A 19,611-nucleotide genomic window follows, 5' to 3' on the forward strand; every position below is an offset into this window, starting at 1 on the left:
TACCGTGTGGGCGCCGGTTGGCCGGCTCCCACACGGTCCCTGCTAAGTCAAAAAGTTAGGAAACCAGCTCATCGAGCTCTTCCGTGCTCAAGCTGTCGAGCAACGCCAGGGACTTGGCCAACTGGTCCTGGGTAGCGTCGATGACGGGCGCCTTGGCTTCAAGCTGGCGGCTGAAGTCAGCCAGGACAGGGAACTCGAAGAGCTCTTTCAGCTCGGCCGAGACACCGGCTTGCTCCTGGATGCGCACGATCACCGAAGTCGCCAACAGGGAATGGCCACCTAGCGCGAAGAAGTTGTCAGTGAGGCCGACCTTCTCCAGCTTCAGTACATCCGCCCAGATCGCCGCGATCTGTTGCTCCAGCTCGCTCTGCGGCGCCACGTACTCGCCTTGCAGCAGGCTGGCATCCGGTTGTGGCAGGGCCTTGCGGTCCAGCTTGCCGTTCGGTGTTACCGGCAGCTTGCCCAGCAGCAGCAGGTGCGCGGGCACCATGTAATCCGGCAGGCCGGCCTTGAGGGCCTCACGCAGGCTGTCGCGCAATGCGGCCTCGTCTTGCGTGCTGTCGGCCGGTACCACATAGCCCACCAACTGTTTGCCGCTCGGCCCGTCTTGGGCCAGCACCACCGCTTCCTGCACCGCTGGCAATTCCAACAGGCGCGCTTCGATTTCACCCAGTTCAATCCGCAACCCGCGGATCTTCACCTGGTGGTCGAGACGCCCGGCGTAGTCGATCACGCCGTCGGCGTTGTAACGCGCCAGGTCACCGGTGCGGTACAGGCGCCCGCCGTTGTCGCTGAACGGGTCCGGCACGAAGCGCTCGGCCGTCAGCGCCGGGCGCTGGTGATAACCACGGGCCAAACCTACGCCGCCCAGGTACAGCTCGCCGGCACTGCCGCGTACCGCCGGTTGCAGGCTGCCTTCGAGGATGTGGGTCTTGAGGTTGTCGATCGGCTGGCCGATCGGCACGCTGATGCTTTCGTCCGGGCGGCAGGTCCAGTGGGTGACGTCGATGGCCGCTTCGGTCGGGCCGTACAGGTTGTACAGGCCGGCGGCTGGCAGGCGTTGCAGGGTCTGGCGCGCCAGCTCGGCCGGCAATGCCTCGCCACTGCACACCACGCGCTTGACGCTGCGGCAGCTTTCCACCGCCTCGTGGGTCATGAACGCCTGCAGCATCGACGGCACGAAGTGCAAGGTGCTGATGGCGTACTGGTTGATGGTGTCGACCAGCAGCTGCGGGTCGCGATGGGCACCCGGCTGGGCCATGACCAGGCGCGCGCCGGTCATCAGCGGCCAGAAGAACTCCCACACCGACACGTCGAAGCTGAACGGGGTCTTCTGCAGCACGCTGTCACTGGCGTCCAGGCCGTAGGCCTTCTGCATCCACCACAGGCGGTTGACCAGTGCCTGGTGGCTGTTGCCGGCGCCTTTCGGGCGGCCGGTGGAGCCGGAGGTGTAGATCACGTAGGCGAGGTTCAGCGGGGCTACGTCGATGCCAGGATTGGCATCGCTGTAGCCGGTCAAATCCTCGACATCCAGATCCAGGCTGCGCAGGCCAGCCGGGATCGGCAAGGCATCACGCAGGTGCGACTGGGTCAGCAGCAAGGCGATGCCGCTGTCCTCGAACATGTAGCTCAGGCGGTCCTGCGGGTACTCCGGGTCCAGCGGCACATAGGCGCCACCGGCTTTGACGATACCCAGCAAGCCGATGACCATCTCCAGGCTGCGCTCCATGGCGATGCCCACCAGCACGTCCGGGCCCACGCCCAGTTCACGCAGCTTGTGCGCCAGCTGGTTGGCTTTGCCGTTGAGTTCGGCGTAGCTCAGGGTCTGCTCACCAAACACCAACGCCGGGGCGTCCGGAGTGGCGAACACCTGGGCTTCGATCAGTGAGTGGATACTGCGCTCATTCGGGTACGCCGCGAGGGTGTCGTTCCAACCCTCGACCATCATCTGCTGCTCTTGCAGGCTCAGCATCGGCAGCTCGCCGACTACTGCATCCGCATCGGCGACCAATGCCTGCAGCAGGCGGGTGAAATAACCCGCCAACCGGCCAATGCTCTCGTCGCTCCACAGGGCACGGTCGTGGCTGTATTGCATCGACAGGGTCGCGCCCAGTTCTACTACCAGCGTCAGCGGGTAGTTGGTCTGCTCTTGCACAGCCACGTCGCCAAAGCGCAACCCGCCCGGCGCGCCTTGTTGCAGCGCCTCGGACACCGGGTAGTTCTCGAACACCAGAATGCTGTCGAACAGCGCGTCACCGCCCTGCCCGGCCCAGCGCTGCACGTCGTACAGCGGGGTGTGCTCGAACTCGCGCACGGCCAGGTTGCAAGCCTGCACCTGGCTGATCCACTCGGCTACAGTCTGCTCAGCACGGGGTGCACCAATCACCGGCAGGGTGTTGATGAACAGGCCGATCTGCTCCTCAACGCCTGGCAAATCTGCCGGCCGGCCGGCCACGGTGGCGCCGAAGCAGACACTGGCCTGGCCGGTATAGCGCTGCAACAGCAGCAGCCAGGCCGATTGCACCAGGGTGTTGACGGTAACGCGGTTAGCCCGGGCGAAGGCTTCGATGCGTGCGGTCTGCTCGGCATCGAGGGCCAGGCGATGATCACCGTAGCCTCTGCCCGCAACGCCCGCGCTCCCGGCAATGGCCTGGGCCAGGCGCGTCGGCTCGTCGAGCGCGGCCAGCTGGGCCTGCCAGAAGGCTTCGGCGACCGCCGCGTCCTGGCCTTGCAGCCAGGCGATATAGTCGCGGTAGTGCGTGGCCTGGGCCTTTGGCGCCATGCCTGCGTAACGTTGCAGCACTTCGCCCAGCAGGCGTGAGGTGCTCCAGCCATCCATCAAGATGTGGTGGTTGGTGTAGATCAAGTGGTGGCGGGCTTCGCCCGTTTGCACCAGCACCAGGCGCAGCAGCGGCGCTTCGCTCAGGTCGAACCCTTGTTGGCGCTCGCCTTCGGCCAGCGCCTGCAGGGCCTGCTCAAGCGCCGGCTGGCCACGCCAGTCATGCTCGCTGCACGGCAACGCCACCGATTTGCGCACCACCTGCACGGCCTGCTCCAGCTCGCCCTGCAGCACAAAACTGCTGCGCAGGATGTCATGAGCATCGAGCGCAGCCTGCCAGGCCTGCTTGAAGCGCTGCACATCCAGCCCCTCGACATCGACCCGCAACTGGTTGATGTAGTTGCCGGCCTGCTGATCGTACAGGGTGTGGAACAGCATGCCCTGCTGCATCGGCGACAGCGGATACACATCGGCGATCTGCGCTGCAGGTACAGGCAAGCTGTCCAACTGGCCCTGGGTGAGCGCGGCCAATGGGAAGTCTGAAGGCGTCACGCCGTGGTGCTGCGCCTGGCAGCAATGCTCGACCAACTCGGCCAGTGCCTGCTCGTAGGCCTGGGCCAACTGCTGGATGGTTTCCGGGCGGTAGACGTCGTCGCTGTAGGTCCACTCCAGGAACAGCTCGCCGCCATACACCTGGCCGGTGATGCTCAGCCAGTTGCCCAGTTGCGCACCGGCGCATTGGGTACGCCCGGCGCTTTCGCCGCTCGGGCTGAACACGGCGGTATCGTCGGTCGTGAAACTGCTGTCGAACTGGCCCAGGTAGTTGAAGGTGACGCGTGGCTGCGCAGTGCCGCTGAGCCGCTCGCGGACCGGGGTATCGCCCAGGTAACGCAGCAGGCCGTAACCGATGCCCTTGTCCGGCACCGCGCGCAATTGCTCTTTGATTGCCTTGATCGACGGGCCCATCGCCTGGCCAGGGGCAAGGCGTACCGGGAACACGCTGGTGAACCAACCCACCGTGCGGCTGAGGTCAAGGTCGTCGAACAGCTCTTCGCGGCCATGGCCTTCCAGTTGCACCAGCACCTCGTCCTGCGCGCTCCACTGGCACAGGGTACGCGCCAGCGCGGTCAGCAGCAGGTCGTTGACCTGGGTGCGGTAGGCGGCGGGTGCCTGCTTCAGCAACTGGGCGGTACGCGCGGCATCCAGGCGCGATGCAGCGGTACGGGCATGCTGGTTGCCCAGGCTGCCCTGCGGGTTGTCACGCGGCAGTTCTGCCGGGCTGCCTTGCAGCACCTGCTGCCAGTAGTCAGCCTGGGCGTGCAGCGCTGGGCTGCTGGCGTGAGTGACCAGGCGCTCTGCCCAGGTTTTCACGCCGCAGGTTTTGGCCGGCAGGCTAACGACTTGCCCGTTCAGGCGTTGCTGGTAAGCCTCTTGCAGGTCCTCCAGCAGTACCCGCCATGACACGCCGTCTACCACCAGGTGGTGAATGACCAACAGCAAACGCTGCTGGCCATCGGCGACGTCGAACAGTTCGGCACGCAGCAGCGGCCCGTGCTCCAGGTCGAGGCTGGCTTGCACCTCAGTGCCCGCAGCGTCCAGTTCGCTCAACGCCGCGAGGCTGCGCTGGCGCAGCACCGGCGAAGCGTCCAGGGCCTGGAAGCGGGCCTGCCACGGGCCGTTCTGGCGGCTGAAGCGCAGGCGCAAGGCATCGTGCTGTTCCAGCACCGCACGCAGGGCCGCTTCCAGGCGCTCCACTTGCACACCCTGGGCCGGTTTCAGCAGCACCGACTGGTTCCAGTGCGCAGGCTGGGCGATGTTCATCTCGAAGAAACGCACCTGGGCCGGCAGCAGCGCCACCTCACCGCGGGTCGCGGTATCCACGGGGGCTGCAAGCGGTTGCTTGGCTTCGATGCGCTTGGCGACCTGGGCCAGTTGGCCAACGGTCTGCTGTTCGAACAGTTGCTTGGGGGTGATCTTGATGCCTTGGCGCTTGGCCCGGGCGATGATCTGCAGGCTTAGGATGGAGTCGCCACCCAACTCGAAGAAGTTGTCGCTGCTGCCCACGCGTTCCAGCTTGAGCACATCGGCCCACACGGCGGCGAGCTTCTCTTCGACCTCGCCTTCTGGGGCCACATAGCCGCGGCTTACCGCGCCCGGTGTGGGCAAGGCACGCTTGTCGAGCTTGCCGTTGGCGGTCAGTGGCAGGCGCTCGAGCAACAGGATGTGTGCGGGCACCATGTAGTCAGGCAGGCGCGTCTGCAGGTGCGCCTGCAACTGCTGTGTGGTCATGTCCCCTTCAGCCACCACGTAGGCCACCAACTGCAGGCGCTCGGCATCGCCTTCCAGTGGCACGGCCAGGACCACGGCGTCGCTGACACCGGGCAGCCCGGCGATGACTCGGCCGATTTCACCCGGCTCGACGCGATAGCCACGGATTTTCACCTGGTCATCGGCACGCCCGATGAATTCGATCAGGCCTTCAGCACTCATTCGCGCTCGGTCGCCCGTGCGGTACAGGCGGGCGCCACCCGCAGCCGGCACAAAGCGCTCGGCCGTCAGCCCCGGCTGGCCCAGGTAGCCCTGAGCAACACCCTGCCCACCCAGGTACAGCTCGCCGGCCACGTGCGGTGCCAGCGGGTTGAGGTAACCATCGAGCACCTGGGCGCAGGCATTGCCCAGCGGGCGACCGACCGGCACTGTGCGGCAGCCTTGCAGACGCTGGCTTGGCTCGAAGGTCAGCACGCCGACCGTGGTCTCGGTCGGGCCGTAGTGGTTGATGACCCGGCACCCCGGGCGCAACTCACGGACTTTTTCCAACAGGCTCCAGGGGCACGCTTCGCCGCCCAGAATCAACGCTTCGGCAGGCAGCACCTCGGCGGCGCGGGACGCTTGCAGCAGGCCTTGCAGGTGGCTTGGCACCAGCTTCACCACGCCCACCTGGTGCTGCGCCATGTAGCTGGCAAACCCGTCGGGGTCGAAGGCCAGTTCCTGCGGCAACAAATGCAGCAGGCGGCCCGATGCTAGGGCACCGAACAGCACGGTGTGGCCCAGGTCGGCGGCGGTGGTGGACACCATGGCCATGCTCGCGCCGGCGGGCAGTTGCAGGCGCTCCAGCACGGCTTGGATGTAGCTGGCCAGCGACCCGTGGCTGACCACCACGCCTTTCGGCTGGCCGGTCGAGCCCGAGGTGTAGATGAGGTAGGCCGGCTGTTCAGGGCTGACTGCAACCTCTACCCGGCTGTCGCTGCAGCCTGCCCAGGTGGCGGGCTCACAGGCAACCGCCTGCACCCCGTCGAGGCCTGCGAAGCGTGTATCGCCCGGCTCATGCAGCAGCACGGCAGCGCCACTGTCGACGATCAACTGCTGCAAGCGCTCCTGCGGCTGCTGGGTGTCCAGCGGCAGGTAAGCGGCCCCGGTCTTGAGGACTGCCAGCAAGGCTGTGACCCACTCGATGGAGCGCGGCAGGCACAGGGCAACGATGCTGCCAGCACCGACGCCGCGCTGGCGCAGGTAGTCGGCCACGCGGTTGGACGCAGCGTCCAGCCCGGCCTGGGTCATGAAGCGGTCACCTGCGCGCACGCCACCTTGGGCCTGCCCTTGGGCCATTGCCTGGTGCCACAAGGCGAGGACGTCGCGGTGCGGGTAGGCTGCTGGCGCGGCCTGCTGCTGCGCCGCCACTTCAAGGTGCTCGACGATCGGCGTGTGCGGGGCGTGGCTGAGCACGTCCAGCACGCGCCGCAGCGAATCCGCCAGGCGCTGAATGGTGGCCTGCTCGAACAGGTCGGTGGCGTAGGTGAAATACCCCTCGATGCCTTCGGGTTTGTCCGAGAAGTCAAAGGCCAGGTCAAAGCGCGCATCGCCTCCTTCGCGGGCAAAGCCTTCTACCTCCAGCTCGCCCAGGCGCTTGCGCGAGGGGTCGCCGGCCGCCACGTGCTGGTTGATCTTGAACTGGAACAGCGGGTTGTGGGCCAGGTTGCGCTCTGGCAGCAAGGCATCCACCAGGTGCTCGAACGGCAGCTCCTGATGCGACTGGGCGCCGCCGATCACGTCCTTGACCTGCTCCAGCAGCGCAGCGAAGGTCGCGCGCTCGTCCACTTGCACACGCAGCACCTGGGTATTGATGAAGAAGCCGATCAGGCCTTCCAGCTCTTTGCGGTTACGCCCGGCATTCGGCGCGCCGATGCGGATGTCCGACTGCCCGCTGTAGCGCGACAGCACCACCGCCATGGCCGCCAGCATCAGCACGAATACGGTGTGGCCGCCCTTGCGTGCCTGGGCGCGCAAAGCCTCGGCCTGCTCGGCGCCGATGTTCAGCTTGAGCAGCGCGCCGCGATAGCTCGGCGTGGCCGGCCGCTCGAAGTCCAGCGGCAGGCTCAGCAACGGCTGCTCGTCACCCAGTTGCGCCTGCCAGTACGCCAGCTGGCGCTGGGCCTCACCGGCCTCCAGCCAGGCGCGCTGCCAGATCGCATAATCGGCGTACTGGATCGGCAGGGCCGGCAATTCGGCCTGGCGGCCTTCAGCCAACGCGGTGTACAACTGGATGAATTCCTGCACCAGCAGGTCGCTCGACCAACCGTCGGAGATGATGTGGTGCATGCTCAGGGCCAGCACATGGTGCTCGGCGTCCACGCGCAGCAGCGTAACCCGCATCAACGGCCCGGCCAGCAGGTCGAACGGCTGCTTCAGCGCGGCATCGACAGCCACGCTCAAGGCGGCTTCATCGTCCTGGCTCTCGACCACGTCCAGCACCAGCGGGCAGGCGTCGAGAATGTCCTGATGGAACTCGCCTTCATCCGAGACGAAGCGGGTACGCAGTGATTCATGGCGGCTGACCAGCGCATCCAGCGCCTGCTGCAATACCGCTAGGTCGAGTGCGCCCTTTAGGCGCACGGCCATCGGCACGTTATAGGCCGGGCTGTCGGGCTCCAACTGCCACAGGAACAGCAAGCGCTGCTGGGCAAACGACAACGGAATGCGCGCCAGGCCCTGGCGTGCGGGCACGATGGGTAACAGGCGGAAGCTTTGCCCAGTGGCCTGCATTTTCTCCAGGATCTGCTGACGCTGCTCCACAGGGAGGCCGACGAAGCGTTGGGCAATGCGTTGTGCTGCAGTGAGTTCCATGTCAGGCCTCTGTGAATTCATTCATCATTTTTTCGATATCGCTCAGGCCGTCGTCGCTCAGCGACAGGCCCTGCTCGTCCAGTGCCTGGGCGAACGCACGCAGCTCGGGGTGGGCGAAGATCAGCCGCAGGGGCAGGTCCAGGCCCAGCTCCACGTTGATGCGCGAAACCGCCTGTGCAGCCAGCAGGGAGTGGCCGCCGAGCTCGAAGAAGTTGTCGTTCAGGCCAACCTGGCCGAGGTGCAGCAATTGCGCCCAAATCTGCGCCAGTTGCTGTTGCAGTTCGGTCTGCGGCGCTTCGTAGTCGTGCTGCGGCTGGCTGGGGTCGGGCAGCGGCAGCGCCTTGCGGTCGAGCTTGCCGCTGGGGGTCAGCGGCATGTTCGGCAGGGTCACCAGGTAGGACGGGATCATGTAGTCCGGCAGGCTTGCCTTGAGGTACTGCTTGAGCGCCTGGCGCAGGTCGCCAGTGCTGCCTTCGACAGGCACGGCATAGGCGCACAGCTGCTTGCCGCTGGGCAGGTCGATGGCCAGTACCGTTGCCTCACGCACATCCGGGTGCGCGCGCAGGTACTGCTCGATCTCGCCCAGTTCAATGCGGAAGCCGCGCACCTTCACCTGGTGGTCAGCTCGCCCGCGATAGGCCAGTTGCCCCTGCTCGTCGTAGTACCCGAGGTCGCCGGTGCGGTACAACCGGCCTCCACCCACGGGGTCGAACGGGTCGGGAATGAAGCGTTCGGCTGTCAGCGATGGGCGTTGGTGGTAACCCCGCGCCAGGCACCCTGCCCCGCCGATGAACAGTTCGCCCGACACGCCGACCGGGGTCGGCGCAAGGCCGTCGTCCAGGGCGTGCAAGGTCCGGCCTGGCAACGCTCGGCCAATCGGCACGCCGCCTGCGCTGATCTGCTCGGGCGTCATTGGCGAGCAGTCGAACGTGGTGGCGACCACGGTCGCCTCGGTCGGGCCGTAGGTGTTGAGCAGGCGCACCGCCGGCGGCCCGTCGGCCAGCCAGGCGCGCAGGGCATCTTCCGGCACCGCTTCACCGCCCACGTGGATCTGCTTGAGCCGGCCATAGGCCTCGGGTGCGCGACGCTCCAGGGCCAGTAGGCGCCAGTAGGCCGCCGGCAGGTCGGCCACGGTAACCCCGTGGCGGTTGATCTCGTCCACCAGGGTGTTGGTGTCCCACAGCCGCAGGTCGCGCAGCACCACGCAAGCGCCTTGCGCCAGCGGCGGGAAAAACTGCTCGATGAAGCCGTCGAAGCTGAAGGTAGCGAACTGCAGCACACGGTCTTCCGGGCTCAGGCGCGAGTAGTCGCCAGCCACCTGGCAGAACACCGACAAGGCATGGTGATCGATGGCCACGCCCTTGGGCATGCCGGTGGAACCGGAGGTGTAGATGACATAGGCGAGGTTGTGCGGCGCGGCCAGGTTCGGCAGCGGCTCGGCTGGCCAGGCGTGCAGCCACTGGGTGCCGGGTTCGAGCACCACGCAAGGCAGCTGCTTATCCAACTGCAAGCGCGCCAGCGACGGCGCATCGGCCAGCAGCAGGCCGATGCCGCTGTCCTCGACCATGTACGCCAGGCGCTCTTGCGGGTAGTCCGGGTCCAGCGGCACATAGGCACCGCCAGCCTTGTGAATGGCGATCAGCGCCAGCGCCATGCCCAGGCCGCGCTCGACGGCTACACCTACCAGGCGGTCTGGGCCTACGCCCAGGGCACGCAGGCGGTGGGCCAACTGATTACTGCAGCGGTCCAGCTCGGCGTAGCTCAGTTGCTGGTCGTCGAAAATAAGCGCCACGGCGTCGGGCCGTGCACTTGCCTGACGCTCCAGCAACTGGTGCGCACACAGGCCGCTGCTGGCCTGCGGTGCCGGGTTCCAGCCATGAGTCAGTTGACGGCGCTCAGCGTCGGCCAAGAAGTCCAGCTCGGCGATGCAGCGCTGCGGCTTGGCACAGATGGCTTCGAGCAGCGCTTGCCAGTGCCCGGCCATGCGCTCGATACGCGGGGCATCGAACAGGTCGGTGGAGTAGTTGAACGAGGCCGTTACACCGTCGGAACGTTCCAGGGTGTTGAGCGAGATGTCGTACTGCGCGCCCGGTTCCAGCAGGTCCACTTCCCGGACCTTGAGGCCGTGCAGGGCATCGCTGGACACCTGCTCGCCCAAGTCGCGCAAGTGGTTGTACAGCACCTGGAAGAACGGGTTCACGCCCTGGTCGCGCTCGGGGTACAGGGCTTCGGCCACCTCAAGGAACGGCACGTCCTTGTTGGCCTGGGCCTGCAACGTGGTCTCCTTGATCGCGGCCAGCAGTTGCGGGAACGGCAGGCTGCCATCGACGCCCACCCGCGCCACCACCACGTTGATGAAGAAGCCGATCAGCCCTTCGAGCTCCAGGCGGTTGCGGTTGGTGACGGGCACGCCGATGTTGATCGTGTCCTTGCGGCTGTAGCGCGACAACACGATGGCATAGGCCGCCAAAAAGACATGGAACAGCGTGGCATTGGACGCCACCGCCAATGCCCGCAGGCGCTCGGTCAGGGCCAGCGGCAGGCGCACATCGAAGCGGCTGCCCTGGTAGCTTTTGACCTGCGGGCGAATACGGTCGGCGGGCAGTTCGAGGACCTCGAAGTCGTCTTCAAGGCGCGCTTTCCAATAGTCGATCTGTGCCTGCATCTGCCCCTCGTCCAGCCATTTGCGTTGCCAGGCGGCGAAGTCGGCGTACTGCACCGGCAGCGGTTCGATGGCCCGCACCTGGCCGCTGGCCGCCGCGTTGTAGGCCGCTGCGAACTCGCGTACCAGCAGGCTCATCGACCAACCGTCGGAGACGATGTGGTGCAGGGTCAGCGACAGCAGGTGCTCTTGCGCATGCACCTTGAACAGGCGGGCACGCAGCAGTGGGCCGTGCTCCAGGTCGAACGGGGCGAAGGCTTCGGCCTCGAGCTTGCGCATCTGCGCGGCGTCGTCCTGGCCACTGAGGTCTTCGAAACCGATCGGCACCGAGGCGGCAGGCAGGATGCGTTGCCACGGCAAACCGTTGGCTTCGACGAATACCGTGCGCAGTGACTCGTGGCGCGCCACCAGCGCGTCCAGCGCGGCCTGCACCGCAGCACGGTCAAGGGGGCCTTGCATGCGCACGGCCATTGGCGTGTTGTAGGCCAGGCTTTCGGGGTTGAGCTTCCAGAACAGCCACTGACGGTTTTGCGAGCGGGATACCGGCAGTGGCTGCTCGCGGTCGAGGATCTCGATCTCAAGCCCAGCGCCCTGCTCGCCCTCAGCCACTGCCTGGGCGAAGGCCTGCAGGTCGACCGTGTCGAACAGGGTACGCAGCGGGATGTCCAGGCCCAGGTGCTTGCGCACCCGCGATACGGCCTGGGTGGCCAGCAGCGAGTGCCCGCCCAGGGCAAAGAAGTTGTCGCTCAGGCCCACCTGCGGCACCTGCAGCACTTCAGCCCAGATCTGCGCCAGTTGCACCTGCAGCGGGGTCACTGGTGCCTGATAGGCGGCCTGGGTGGCGACCGGCTCGGGCAGCGCCTTGACGTCGACCTTGCCGTTGACCGTGACCGGCAGTTGCGCCAGCACCATCAGGTGGGTCGGCACCATGTGCTCGGGCAGCAGGCCTTTGAGCGTGGCGCGAATCGTGTCCTGCCAAGCTTGGCTGTCTGCCGGCATTTGGCTGGGCACCAGCCAGGCCGCCAGCACCGCTTCCGGTGCCTGGCCCTTGACCCGGACCACGGCGTTGGCGACGCCCTCCAGGCTAAGCAACTGCTGCTCGATCTCGGCCAGTTCCACGCGGTAACCGCGGATTTTCACCTGGCCGTCCATGCGCCCGGCAAACTGCAGCTCGCCAGCGGCGTTGTGCCGTACCCAGTCGCCACTGCGGTAAAGGCGTTCGCCGTGGGCACCACTTGGGTCGGGCACGAAGCGCTCGGCGGTGAGCGCCGGGCGGCCGAGGTAGCCACGGGCAAGGCCGGCGCCGCCGATGTACAGCTCGCCCTTGGCCTTGGCCGGCAGTGGCTGCAGGCAGCTGTCGAGCACGCTGACAGTTGCGTTGGCCAGCGGTTGGCCGAGCGACGCCTGATCGTCCAGTTCAGCCACCAGCACGCCGACCGTGGTCTCGGTCGGGCCGTAGTGGTTGAACACCTTGAGTGCCGGCGCCAGGGCGCGGATTTTGCCGAGCAGGCCCGGGCTGATGGCTTCGCCGCCCAGCACCAGGCACTGGCCAGGCAGTGCCGCGCGACCGGCGACCAACATGGCCTCCAAGTGCGAGGGCACGATCTTAACGGCGTCCACCTGGTGCTGTGCCAGGTAGGCCGCAAAGCCCTCTGCATCCAACACTTGCTCGCGCAGCATCAGGTGCAAGGTCTGGCCGCCACACAGGGCGCCGAACAGCATGGTGTGGCCAAGGTCCGCTGCCGGGGTCGAGACTTGCGCCATGCTGTGGATCTGCCCCACCGGCAGGCGTGCGGCGATGCCCTCAACGTAGTTACCCAAGGCGCCATGGCTGATCGCGACGCCCTTGGGCTGGCCGGTGGTGCCGGAGGTGTAGATCACGTAGGCGAGGTTGGCTGCGGCAGCACTAGGGCGTGGCGTTTTTTGGCTTAGGGCTTGGGTATGTTCCCACGCCAGGCGGGAAACGCCTTCTGGCAGTTCCGCCTGCCAGTTGCCAGGCGCCAGCACCCGCTGGGTGCCGCTGTCGGTGAGCAAGTAGGCCAGGCGTTCGGCCGGTTGTTCAGGCTCCAGGGGCAGGTACGCGCCGCCCGCCTTGAGCACGCCGAGGATGCTGGCGAGCATGCCGACACTGCGGTCAGCCAGCACGCCGACCAGGGTGTCTGGCTGCACGCCGGCTTCGACCAGCCTGTCGGCGATGGCCTCGGCGCGGGCATCGAGCTCGGCGTAGCTGGCTGCCTCGCCGGCGGCAATCACTGCGGTGCGCGCGGGGTGGCGGCGAGCGGCGTCGGCAAAGCGCTGGTGAACCAGCAGCGGCTCGACCAAATGACCTGGCACACCCCGAGTGGCTGCCAGGCCCGGCAACGGCAACTCGCCCACCGCGCCAGCAGTGTCATCGGCCAGCGCCTGCACCAAGGCCAGCCATTGCTCGCCCAGGGCCTCGATCGTGGCCGCATCGAACACGTCCAGGGCATAGGTGAAGGCCGCATGCAGCTGCCCGGCACGCTCGTGGGTATCCAGCGCCAGGTCGAAACGGGCGCTGTGCTTTTCCAGGGTGATCGGCGCCAGGCTCAGCCCGGAGCGGGTCTTGATGGCTTCGACATCCGCCACCTGGGCCTGGTGGTTGAACAGCACGCGGAACAGCGGGCTGTCGGTGCTACGGGGCAGGTCCAAGGCTTCGACCAGTTGCTCGAACGGCAGGTCCTGGTGGCTCTGCGCGCCCACGGCGGTTTCGCGCACGCGCTGCAACAGGCCGGTGATATCCAGCAACGGGTCGAGCTCGGTGTGCAGCACTTGGGTATTGATGAAGCAGCCGATCAAACCCTGGCTTTCGGCGCGGTTGCGGTTGGCGATGGGCACGCCGACGCGGATTGCGCCCTGCCCGCTGTAGCGCTGCAGCAGCAGCTTGAAGGCCGCCAGCAAAACCATGAACAAGGTAACGTTGTGCCGACGCGCCAGGCCGCGCAGGCGCTCGGCGACATCGGCAGCAATCGGGAATGCGTGGCGAGCGCCGCGGTAGCTTGGCCGGCCTTTGCGGGTGCGGTCCAGCGGCAGCTCCAGTGGGGCGTGATCATCGCCCAGGCGCGCCTGCCAGTACGCCAGCTGGCGGTCCTGCTCACCGGCCTCGAGCCAACTGCGCTGCCACAGGGCGTAGTCACGGTACTGGATCGGTAGGGGCTCGAGTGTGGCCTGGGTGCCGGCCACGGCGGCGTCGTAGAGGTGCAGGAATTCGTCGATCAGCACGTTCATCGACCAGCCATCGGCGACGATGTGGTGCAGGGTGAGCAGCAGGACATGTTCCTGCGCTGCCAGTTGCAGCAGGCGCACGCGCAGCAGCGGGCCGGTGGCCAGGTCGAAAGGCGCCAGGGCCTCTGCTTCGGCAATCGATTCGAGGGTGTGTTGGCGGGCCGCTTCAGCCAGCTCGCTCAGGCAGTCCTGGCGCAATTGCAGCGGGGCCGCGACGGCATCCACGTGCTGACGCACGTCATCGCCGTCGGCGACAAAGCGGGTGCGCAGGGTTTCGTGGCGGGCGACCAAGGCGTCGAATGCGTGTTGCAGGGCGCTCAGGTCCAATGGGCCATTCAGGCGCACGGCCATCGGCAGGTTGTAGGCTGCGCCTTGGGGGTCGAGTTGCCAGAGGAACCACATGCGCCGCTGGGCGTAGGACAACCGTTCACGCTCGTCGACCTCGACACCTGGCGCAATCGGCAGCACGGAGAAGTCCATGCCCTCGCCCTGCAACGCTTTGAGGAACAGGCGGCGCTTGTCGGGGCTGAGTTCGATGAAACGGCGGGCGAGTTTGAGCGTCTGTTCAGCATTCATGTCGAGCGGTGTCCTGGCAGTCGAGCGGTAACTGTCAGACGAAGGCATGGGGGGCTGATTTAGGGGTTGGGGCTGATAGGTGCATGCCTTGGGTTTTGCAGCGCCGGTGAGATCGAGCGCCGCCCGCGCGGCGCTTCGCAGCACAAGGCTGCTCCTACATCTGTTTCCGGCCAGTAAAGCCTGTGAGAGAGGCGCGCGACCGCCTTGTTTGTTCGACTCGATATCGTGTCAGGCGCCAAGGGGCCGCGCGCTAATGCCTCAGGAATAATTGGCCCGAAACAGATGTAGGAGCAGCCTTGTGCTGCGAAGCGCCGCGCGGGCGGCGCTCGATCTCACAGGCGACAAACCCCCAAGGCATGCACCTCGTCACCGCCCCACCTGCGAATGCCCCTCCGCCATCGCCACCACCACCTTGCGCTTCCCCGTAAACGGCGAACGCGCATGCGCCGCGAGCATGTTGTCGAGCATCAGCACATCATTCTCCAGCCAAGGGAAACTGATAGTGCACTCATCCAACACCCCGCGTATCTCATCAAGCAACGCGTCCTCAATGATCGAGCCATCGCCGTAATACACATTACGCGGCAAGTCCTCTTCCTCGACGATGTCCATCAACGACTCCCGCACCTCCGGCTGCAGGTTAGACACATGGAACAGGTGCGCCTGGTTGAACCACACGTCCTCCCCCGTCACCGGGTGACGCGCCACCACCTGGCAGCGTTGGCGTGTGCGCAACTCGCCATCCTCCTTCCAGATGCATTCAATGGCATGCGCACGGCAGTAGGCCTCGACCTGCCGCGGGTCTTCGGTGTTGAACACCTGCGACCATTCCACGTCCAGGCCGTTGCCGTAGTTGCGCACATACATCAGGCCCTTCTCGACCAAGCGCTCGCGAATGCGCGCTGGCATCCGCCGATACACCTCGCGGCTGTCAGCAATCGGCGTCTCGCCGCCGGTCTCGGCGGGGATCACGCTGTAGAACCAGATCTTCATCGGCCACTCGAGGGTGTAGGCCTGCTCGTTGTGCAGCGGGATGCTCTGGTGCGCCGGGTACTCGGTCGAGGTGTAAACGCCTTGGGTCACGTTGCTGCGCGGCGTGGAGCCGAACTCGTAGTTGAGCAGCGGGTGGCCGAACGCGGCGGCGAACTGGCGAAAAGCCTCAGCCCCGCCCACCTGGAAGCCCCTGAACAGGATGCCGCCTGCGTGCAGCAGGTGGCGGTCAACCAGCGGTTTCAGCTCGTCGAACGCGTCGAGCAGGTCGATGCCAGGCTCCGGCGCGCGCACCAACAACGGCAGGTCGCCGCGGGCAGCGTCCAGGGGTTCGATCGCAAAGCTCAGCAATTCACTCATGTACCGTCACCTCAAGCCAGGGCCGCCGTGGCGGCGAAAGGGATGCTGCGCCATCAGGGCGCCTGACTAGATGAACGAGCATGCCCGGCAGAAATTCACCCGCGCGAACACACAGGTAAAGCGAACGCGCGCCGGTTCGTCTGAACGATGTGCACCCTTTTATCGTCCAGGAACCCTACATGACTCGCCAGCTTCTGCTCCTCGCCTTGCTTGCCGCGGCCCCTGCCGTCGCCTGGTCGGCCGAGCACTGCGCCGTGGAAATACACGGCACCGACCAGATGACCTTCGACAAGGCCGAAATCACCATCCCCAAGGCCTGCACGTCGTTCACCGTCACCCTCGCCCACCCTGGCGAAATGCCGAAGAACGTGATGGGCCATAACTGGGTCCTGAGCACCCAGGCAGATATGCAAGGCGTGCTGGACGACGGCCTGAAGGCAGGCGAGGCACAGGACTACGTGAAGCCAGGCGATACCCGGGTCATCGCCCATACCCGCCTGATTGGCGGTGGCGAAAAAGACAGCGTCACCCTCGACACCCGTTCGTTGAAGGCCGGCACTGCCTACAGCTTCTACTGCTCGTTCCCGTTCCACAGCACCTTGATGAAGGGCACCCTGGCCCTCGGGAGCTGACCCGCCGCGCCGCCCACCTCCACTCCCTCACCGAGATCGCGCTTCATGAAAACGTCTTCCCCCGGGGCCATCCGCGAATTGCTGGGCCTGCTCAAACCCTACCGCCCAGCGGTCATCGTCTCGGTGCTGCTGGGCATGGTCGGCGGCCTGGCCGTGACCGCGCTGCTGGCCACCGTCAACCAGGGCCTGCATGCCCCCGACGGCATGAGCCAGGGCGTGATCCTGGCCTTCGCCGGCCTGTGCGTGCTGGCGCTGGTGAGCAGCGTGGCCGCCGACAGTGGCACCAACTACGTTGGCCAGAAGGTCATCGCCCGGCTGCGCAAAGACCTCGGCGCCAAGGTGCTGTCGGCGCCGATCGAGCAGATCGAGCGCTACCGCACCCACCGCCTGATCCCGGTGCTGACCCGTGACGTCGACACCATCAGCGACTTCGCCTTCGCCTTCGCCCCGCTGGCCATCTCGCTGACCACCGTGACTGGCTGCCTAGCCTACCTGGCCTGGCTGTCGTGGCCGATCTTCCTCATCACCCTGGTGGCGATCGGCATCGGCAGCGCCGTGCAGTACGTGGCCCGACAAAAAGGCGTGGCCGGTTTCAACGCCGCCCGCGATGCCGAGGACAACCTGCAAAAGCACTACTCGGCGATTGCCGAAGGCGCCAAAGAGCTGCGCATCGACCGCCGCCGCCGCCATGCCATGCTGACCCGCAACATCCAGGGCACCGCCGACTTCATCGCCAACACCCACATCCGCGCCATCAACATTTTCGTGGCCGCCAAGAGCCTCGGGTCGATGCTGTTCTTCGTGGTCATCGGCCTGACCCTGGCCCTGCAGTCGCTGTGGCCGAGCAACGACCCGGCCGTAATGAGCGGCTTCGTGCTGGTGCTGCTGTACATGAAAGGCCCGCTGGAGACGCTGATCGGCAACCTGCCGATTCTCGGCCGCGCGCAAGTGGCGTTCCGCCGCATCGCCGACCTGTCCGAGCGTTTTTCCTCGCCCGAACCGCACCTGCTGCTGGACCAGCCGATCAAGCACACCGCCCCCGGCAGCGCGCACCTGGAGCTGCACAATGTCGAATACGCCTACCCACCGGTAGACGGTAACGAACCCTTCCGCGTAGGGCCGGTGAACCTGAGCATCGCGCCGGGCGAGATCCTGTTCATCGTCGGCGAAAACGGCTGCGGCAAGACCTCGCTGATCAAGCTGCTGCTGGGCCTGTATACCCCGCAACGCGGCGAAGTGCGCCTGAACGGCAAGGCCGTTGACCCGCAAGGGCTGGACGACTATCGCCAGCTGTTCACCACCGTGTTCGCCGACTACTACCTGTTCGAAGACCTGCCCGAGCACGAGCACAGCCTGCCCAGCGATGCCACGCGCTACCTGGAGCGGCTGGAAATCGCCCATAAGGTGAGCGTGCGCGATGGTGCGTTTACCACCACCGACCTTTCCACCGGCCAACGCAAACGCCTGGCGCTGGTCAACGCCTGGCTGGATGGGCGGCCGGTATTGGTGTTTGACGAATGGGCGGCGGACCAGGACCCGACCTTCCGCCGGGTGTTCTACACCGAGCTGCTGCCGGACCTGAAGCGGTTGGGCAAGACCATCATCGTGATCTCGCATGATGACCGCTACTTCGATACGGCGGACAAGGTGGTGCACCTGAGCCGCGGGAAGGTGGTCGAGGCGCTGGAGCCGGCGTGAGGTAGCGTAGCGCGGGCTTTAGGGGCGGTCACGGCAATGACCGCCTTTTTTGTGCGCCCTGATAATGCAGGGGGATAGCCAGGTGGTTGTGATGGTATTTTGCCTTCGATGCTGTGATTTCTGTAATTCCCTCTGTCCCTGGCCTCGCAAGCGTCGCGATAGACGCGATACGGGGTGGGAAAATATAGCAAGCTTCGGAAAAACGCTGACGACTGCCGAAAACGCGCCTTGGACGCCTGTCAGTTCCCCCTCAAAATTCACAAAAAACAGTTCAAACCAAATTCAAGCAGACCGCACGCCCGAGGCAGCAATCGACGCTAAATCTAATGGCTACAAACACAGCACCTCGAAAGACGGATCCGTCCTAACTCACCAATAGCCAGAAAACCTATAGATACTATGAAAAATCCACGAGCACCGGCGGCCCGTCAGCTGCGATGCGCATGACAGGTGACAAAAAAGACCTGACAAAAATACGATTTGGATCAACACCATGATGCTAAAGTTAAACTTTCAAGACACCGTTGATATTACAACCAAAATCTCTGAGCATTTAGCGTTTAACAAGGAGCTCCCACAGAACGTATTCAAATATCGTGATTGTTTTTTCTATTTTATAGAAAGGCCCATACTGGACAATGACACGGTAATGGCGTCACTTATCGACTCCAGCACCCATCAATTTTGCGCACCGGTGATCGTCAAATATCTGGGTGAGGCCACTCAAGAGGGTAGCTGCCTTTCCTTCAGTGGAAAGAATACCCTCAATGACCTTGAAGAATTTGAGCATGGCAACAGGACTTTTTTTGACGGCACGCTCGATTACCCGATAGTTCTATGTAGCCGCAACATGGAATGGCTAGCCATTGAAAGCGCATGCGACGAATTGGCGGTAATAGCGGTCAAGCGAGAATTCTTTAATGGCGAGTTCAAAGAGGTGATCCATGATCACTTCATTTCCGTTGGCGAACTTGCAGCCAGTTCAAAAAAACCTGGGCCCGATGGGACGCTCGCGCAAACCTATCTGAAAAATTTTGGCATCACGCAACAATAAAGACTCCAGCAACACCAAGTGCGAGGGCGCTGCCCCCCGCTCCTCTTGTGCCAATCGTTGCGACGGGAGCTGATTAACTGATCGCTAAGGTCCGGGCTGTGCTATCACGCCCGGCCCGGACCTTCCACACACAGCATTACTCAACGCAACACGGCGGGATAATCAGTTAATCAGTGGCTCACCCCTCACTCAATCCAGGCCGTATGAGCTGCAACTGTTGCCGATACTCATCCGTCACCTGGCGGGCCGTGCTGGCATCACTCACCACCTTCGGCGTGATCAGCACGATCAACTCGGTACGGCCATGGCTACGCTGCGTATCGCTGAACAGCCAGCACACCCCAGGTACCCTGCCCAACCAAGGCACACGGCTCTGACTGTCGGCCTCGTTCTGTTTGATCAAGCCCCCCAGCAACACCGTCTGGCCGCTTTGCACCGCTACCTGGGTAGAGACTGCTCGCGTCGAGATACTTGGGTAACCCGTGCAAATATGTGG

6 protein-coding genes and 1 pseudogene are annotated in these 19,611 nt (G+C 65.0%); 3 read left to right on the forward strand and 4 right to left on the reverse strand.

Features of this window, described 5'->3' with window-relative positions; all coding sequences use genetic code 11:
* Positions 1–55: 55 nt before the first annotated feature.
* The 3 genes from OO306_RS09680 to OO306_RS09690 form a co-directional block, all read right to left on the reverse strand.
* A complete protein-coding gene (locus OO306_RS09680) occupies positions 56–7,900 on the reverse strand; it encodes a non-ribosomal peptide synthetase (RefSeq protein ID WP_265968498.1) in 7,845 nt (2,614 codons plus the stop codon).
* 1 nt (position 7,901) lies between these two features.
* On the reverse strand, positions 7,902–14,381 hold the full coding sequence (locus tag OO306_RS09685; RefSeq protein WP_265968499.1) for a non-ribosomal peptide synthetase: 6,480 nt from the start codon (positions 14,379–14,381) through the stop codon (positions 7,902–7,904).
* Between the two features lie 366 nt (positions 14,382–14,747).
* Positions 14,748–15,731, reverse strand: a complete 984-nt coding sequence (locus tag OO306_RS09690; RefSeq protein ID WP_265968500.1) for a TauD/TfdA family dioxygenase — start codon at positions 15,729–15,731, stop codon at positions 14,748–14,750.
* A 179-nt stretch (positions 15,732–15,910) separates the two neighbouring features.
* Between OO306_RS09690 and azu the strand changes: the two genes are divergently transcribed.
* From azu to OO306_RS09705, 3 genes are all read left to right on the forward strand, one after another.
* Complete coding sequence (gene azu / locus OO306_RS09695; RefSeq protein ID WP_265968501.1) at positions 15,911–16,363, forward strand: azurin; 453 nt, start codon at positions 15,911–15,913, stop codon at positions 16,361–16,363.
* A 45-nt stretch (positions 16,364–16,408) separates the two neighbouring features.
* Entirely contained in the window at positions 16,409–18,061 is a 1,653-nt protein-coding gene (locus OO306_RS09700) for a cyclic peptide export ABC transporter (protein WP_238215939.1), read from the forward strand.
* A gap of 649 nt (positions 18,062–18,710) precedes the next feature.
* Positions 18,711–19,115 (forward strand): hypothetical protein, encoded by a 405-nt coding sequence (locus OO306_RS09705; RefSeq protein ID WP_265968502.1) that lies wholly within the window; start codon positions 18,711–18,713, stop codon positions 19,113–19,115.
* 178 nt (positions 19,116–19,293) lie between these two features.
* On the opposite strand, the pseudogene OO306_RS09710 reads toward OO306_RS09705, so the two are convergent.
* Positions 19,294–19,590: pseudogene (locus OO306_RS09710) on the reverse strand (type II secretion system protein GspD); the annotation flags it as partial.
* Positions 19,591–19,611 lie beyond the last annotated feature (21 nt).

This window comes from Pseudomonas sp. DCB_AW (assembly GCF_026240895.1).
In the GTDB taxonomy this organism is placed as follows: domain Bacteria; phylum Pseudomonadota; class Gammaproteobacteria; order Pseudomonadales; family Pseudomonadaceae; genus Aquipseudomonas; species Aquipseudomonas kermanshahensis.

Excerpts from the sequence above, each read along its gene's own strand:
- OO306_RS09680 (WP_265968498.1), bottom strand. The coding sequence starts at position 7,900 with ATGGAACTCACTGCAGCACAACGCATTGCCCAACGCTTCGTCGGCCTC.
- OO306_RS09685 (WP_265968499.1), bottom strand. The coding sequence starts at position 14,381 with ATGAATGCTGAACAGACGCTCAAACTCGCCCGCCGTTTCATCGAACTC.
- OO306_RS09690 (WP_265968500.1), bottom strand. The coding sequence starts at position 15,731 with ATGAGTGAATTGCTGAGCTTTGCGATCGAACCCCTGGACGCTGCCCGC.
- azu (WP_265968501.1), top strand. The coding sequence starts at position 15,911 with ATGACTCGCCAGCTTCTGCTCCTCGCCTTGCTTGCCGCGGCCCCTGCC.
- OO306_RS09700 (WP_238215939.1), top strand. The coding sequence starts at position 16,409 with ATGAAAACGTCTTCCCCCGGGGCCATCCGCGAATTGCTGGGCCTGCTC.
- OO306_RS09705 (WP_265968502.1), top strand. The coding sequence starts at position 18,711 with ATGGCGTCACTTATCGACTCCAGCACCCATCAATTTTGCGCACCGGTG.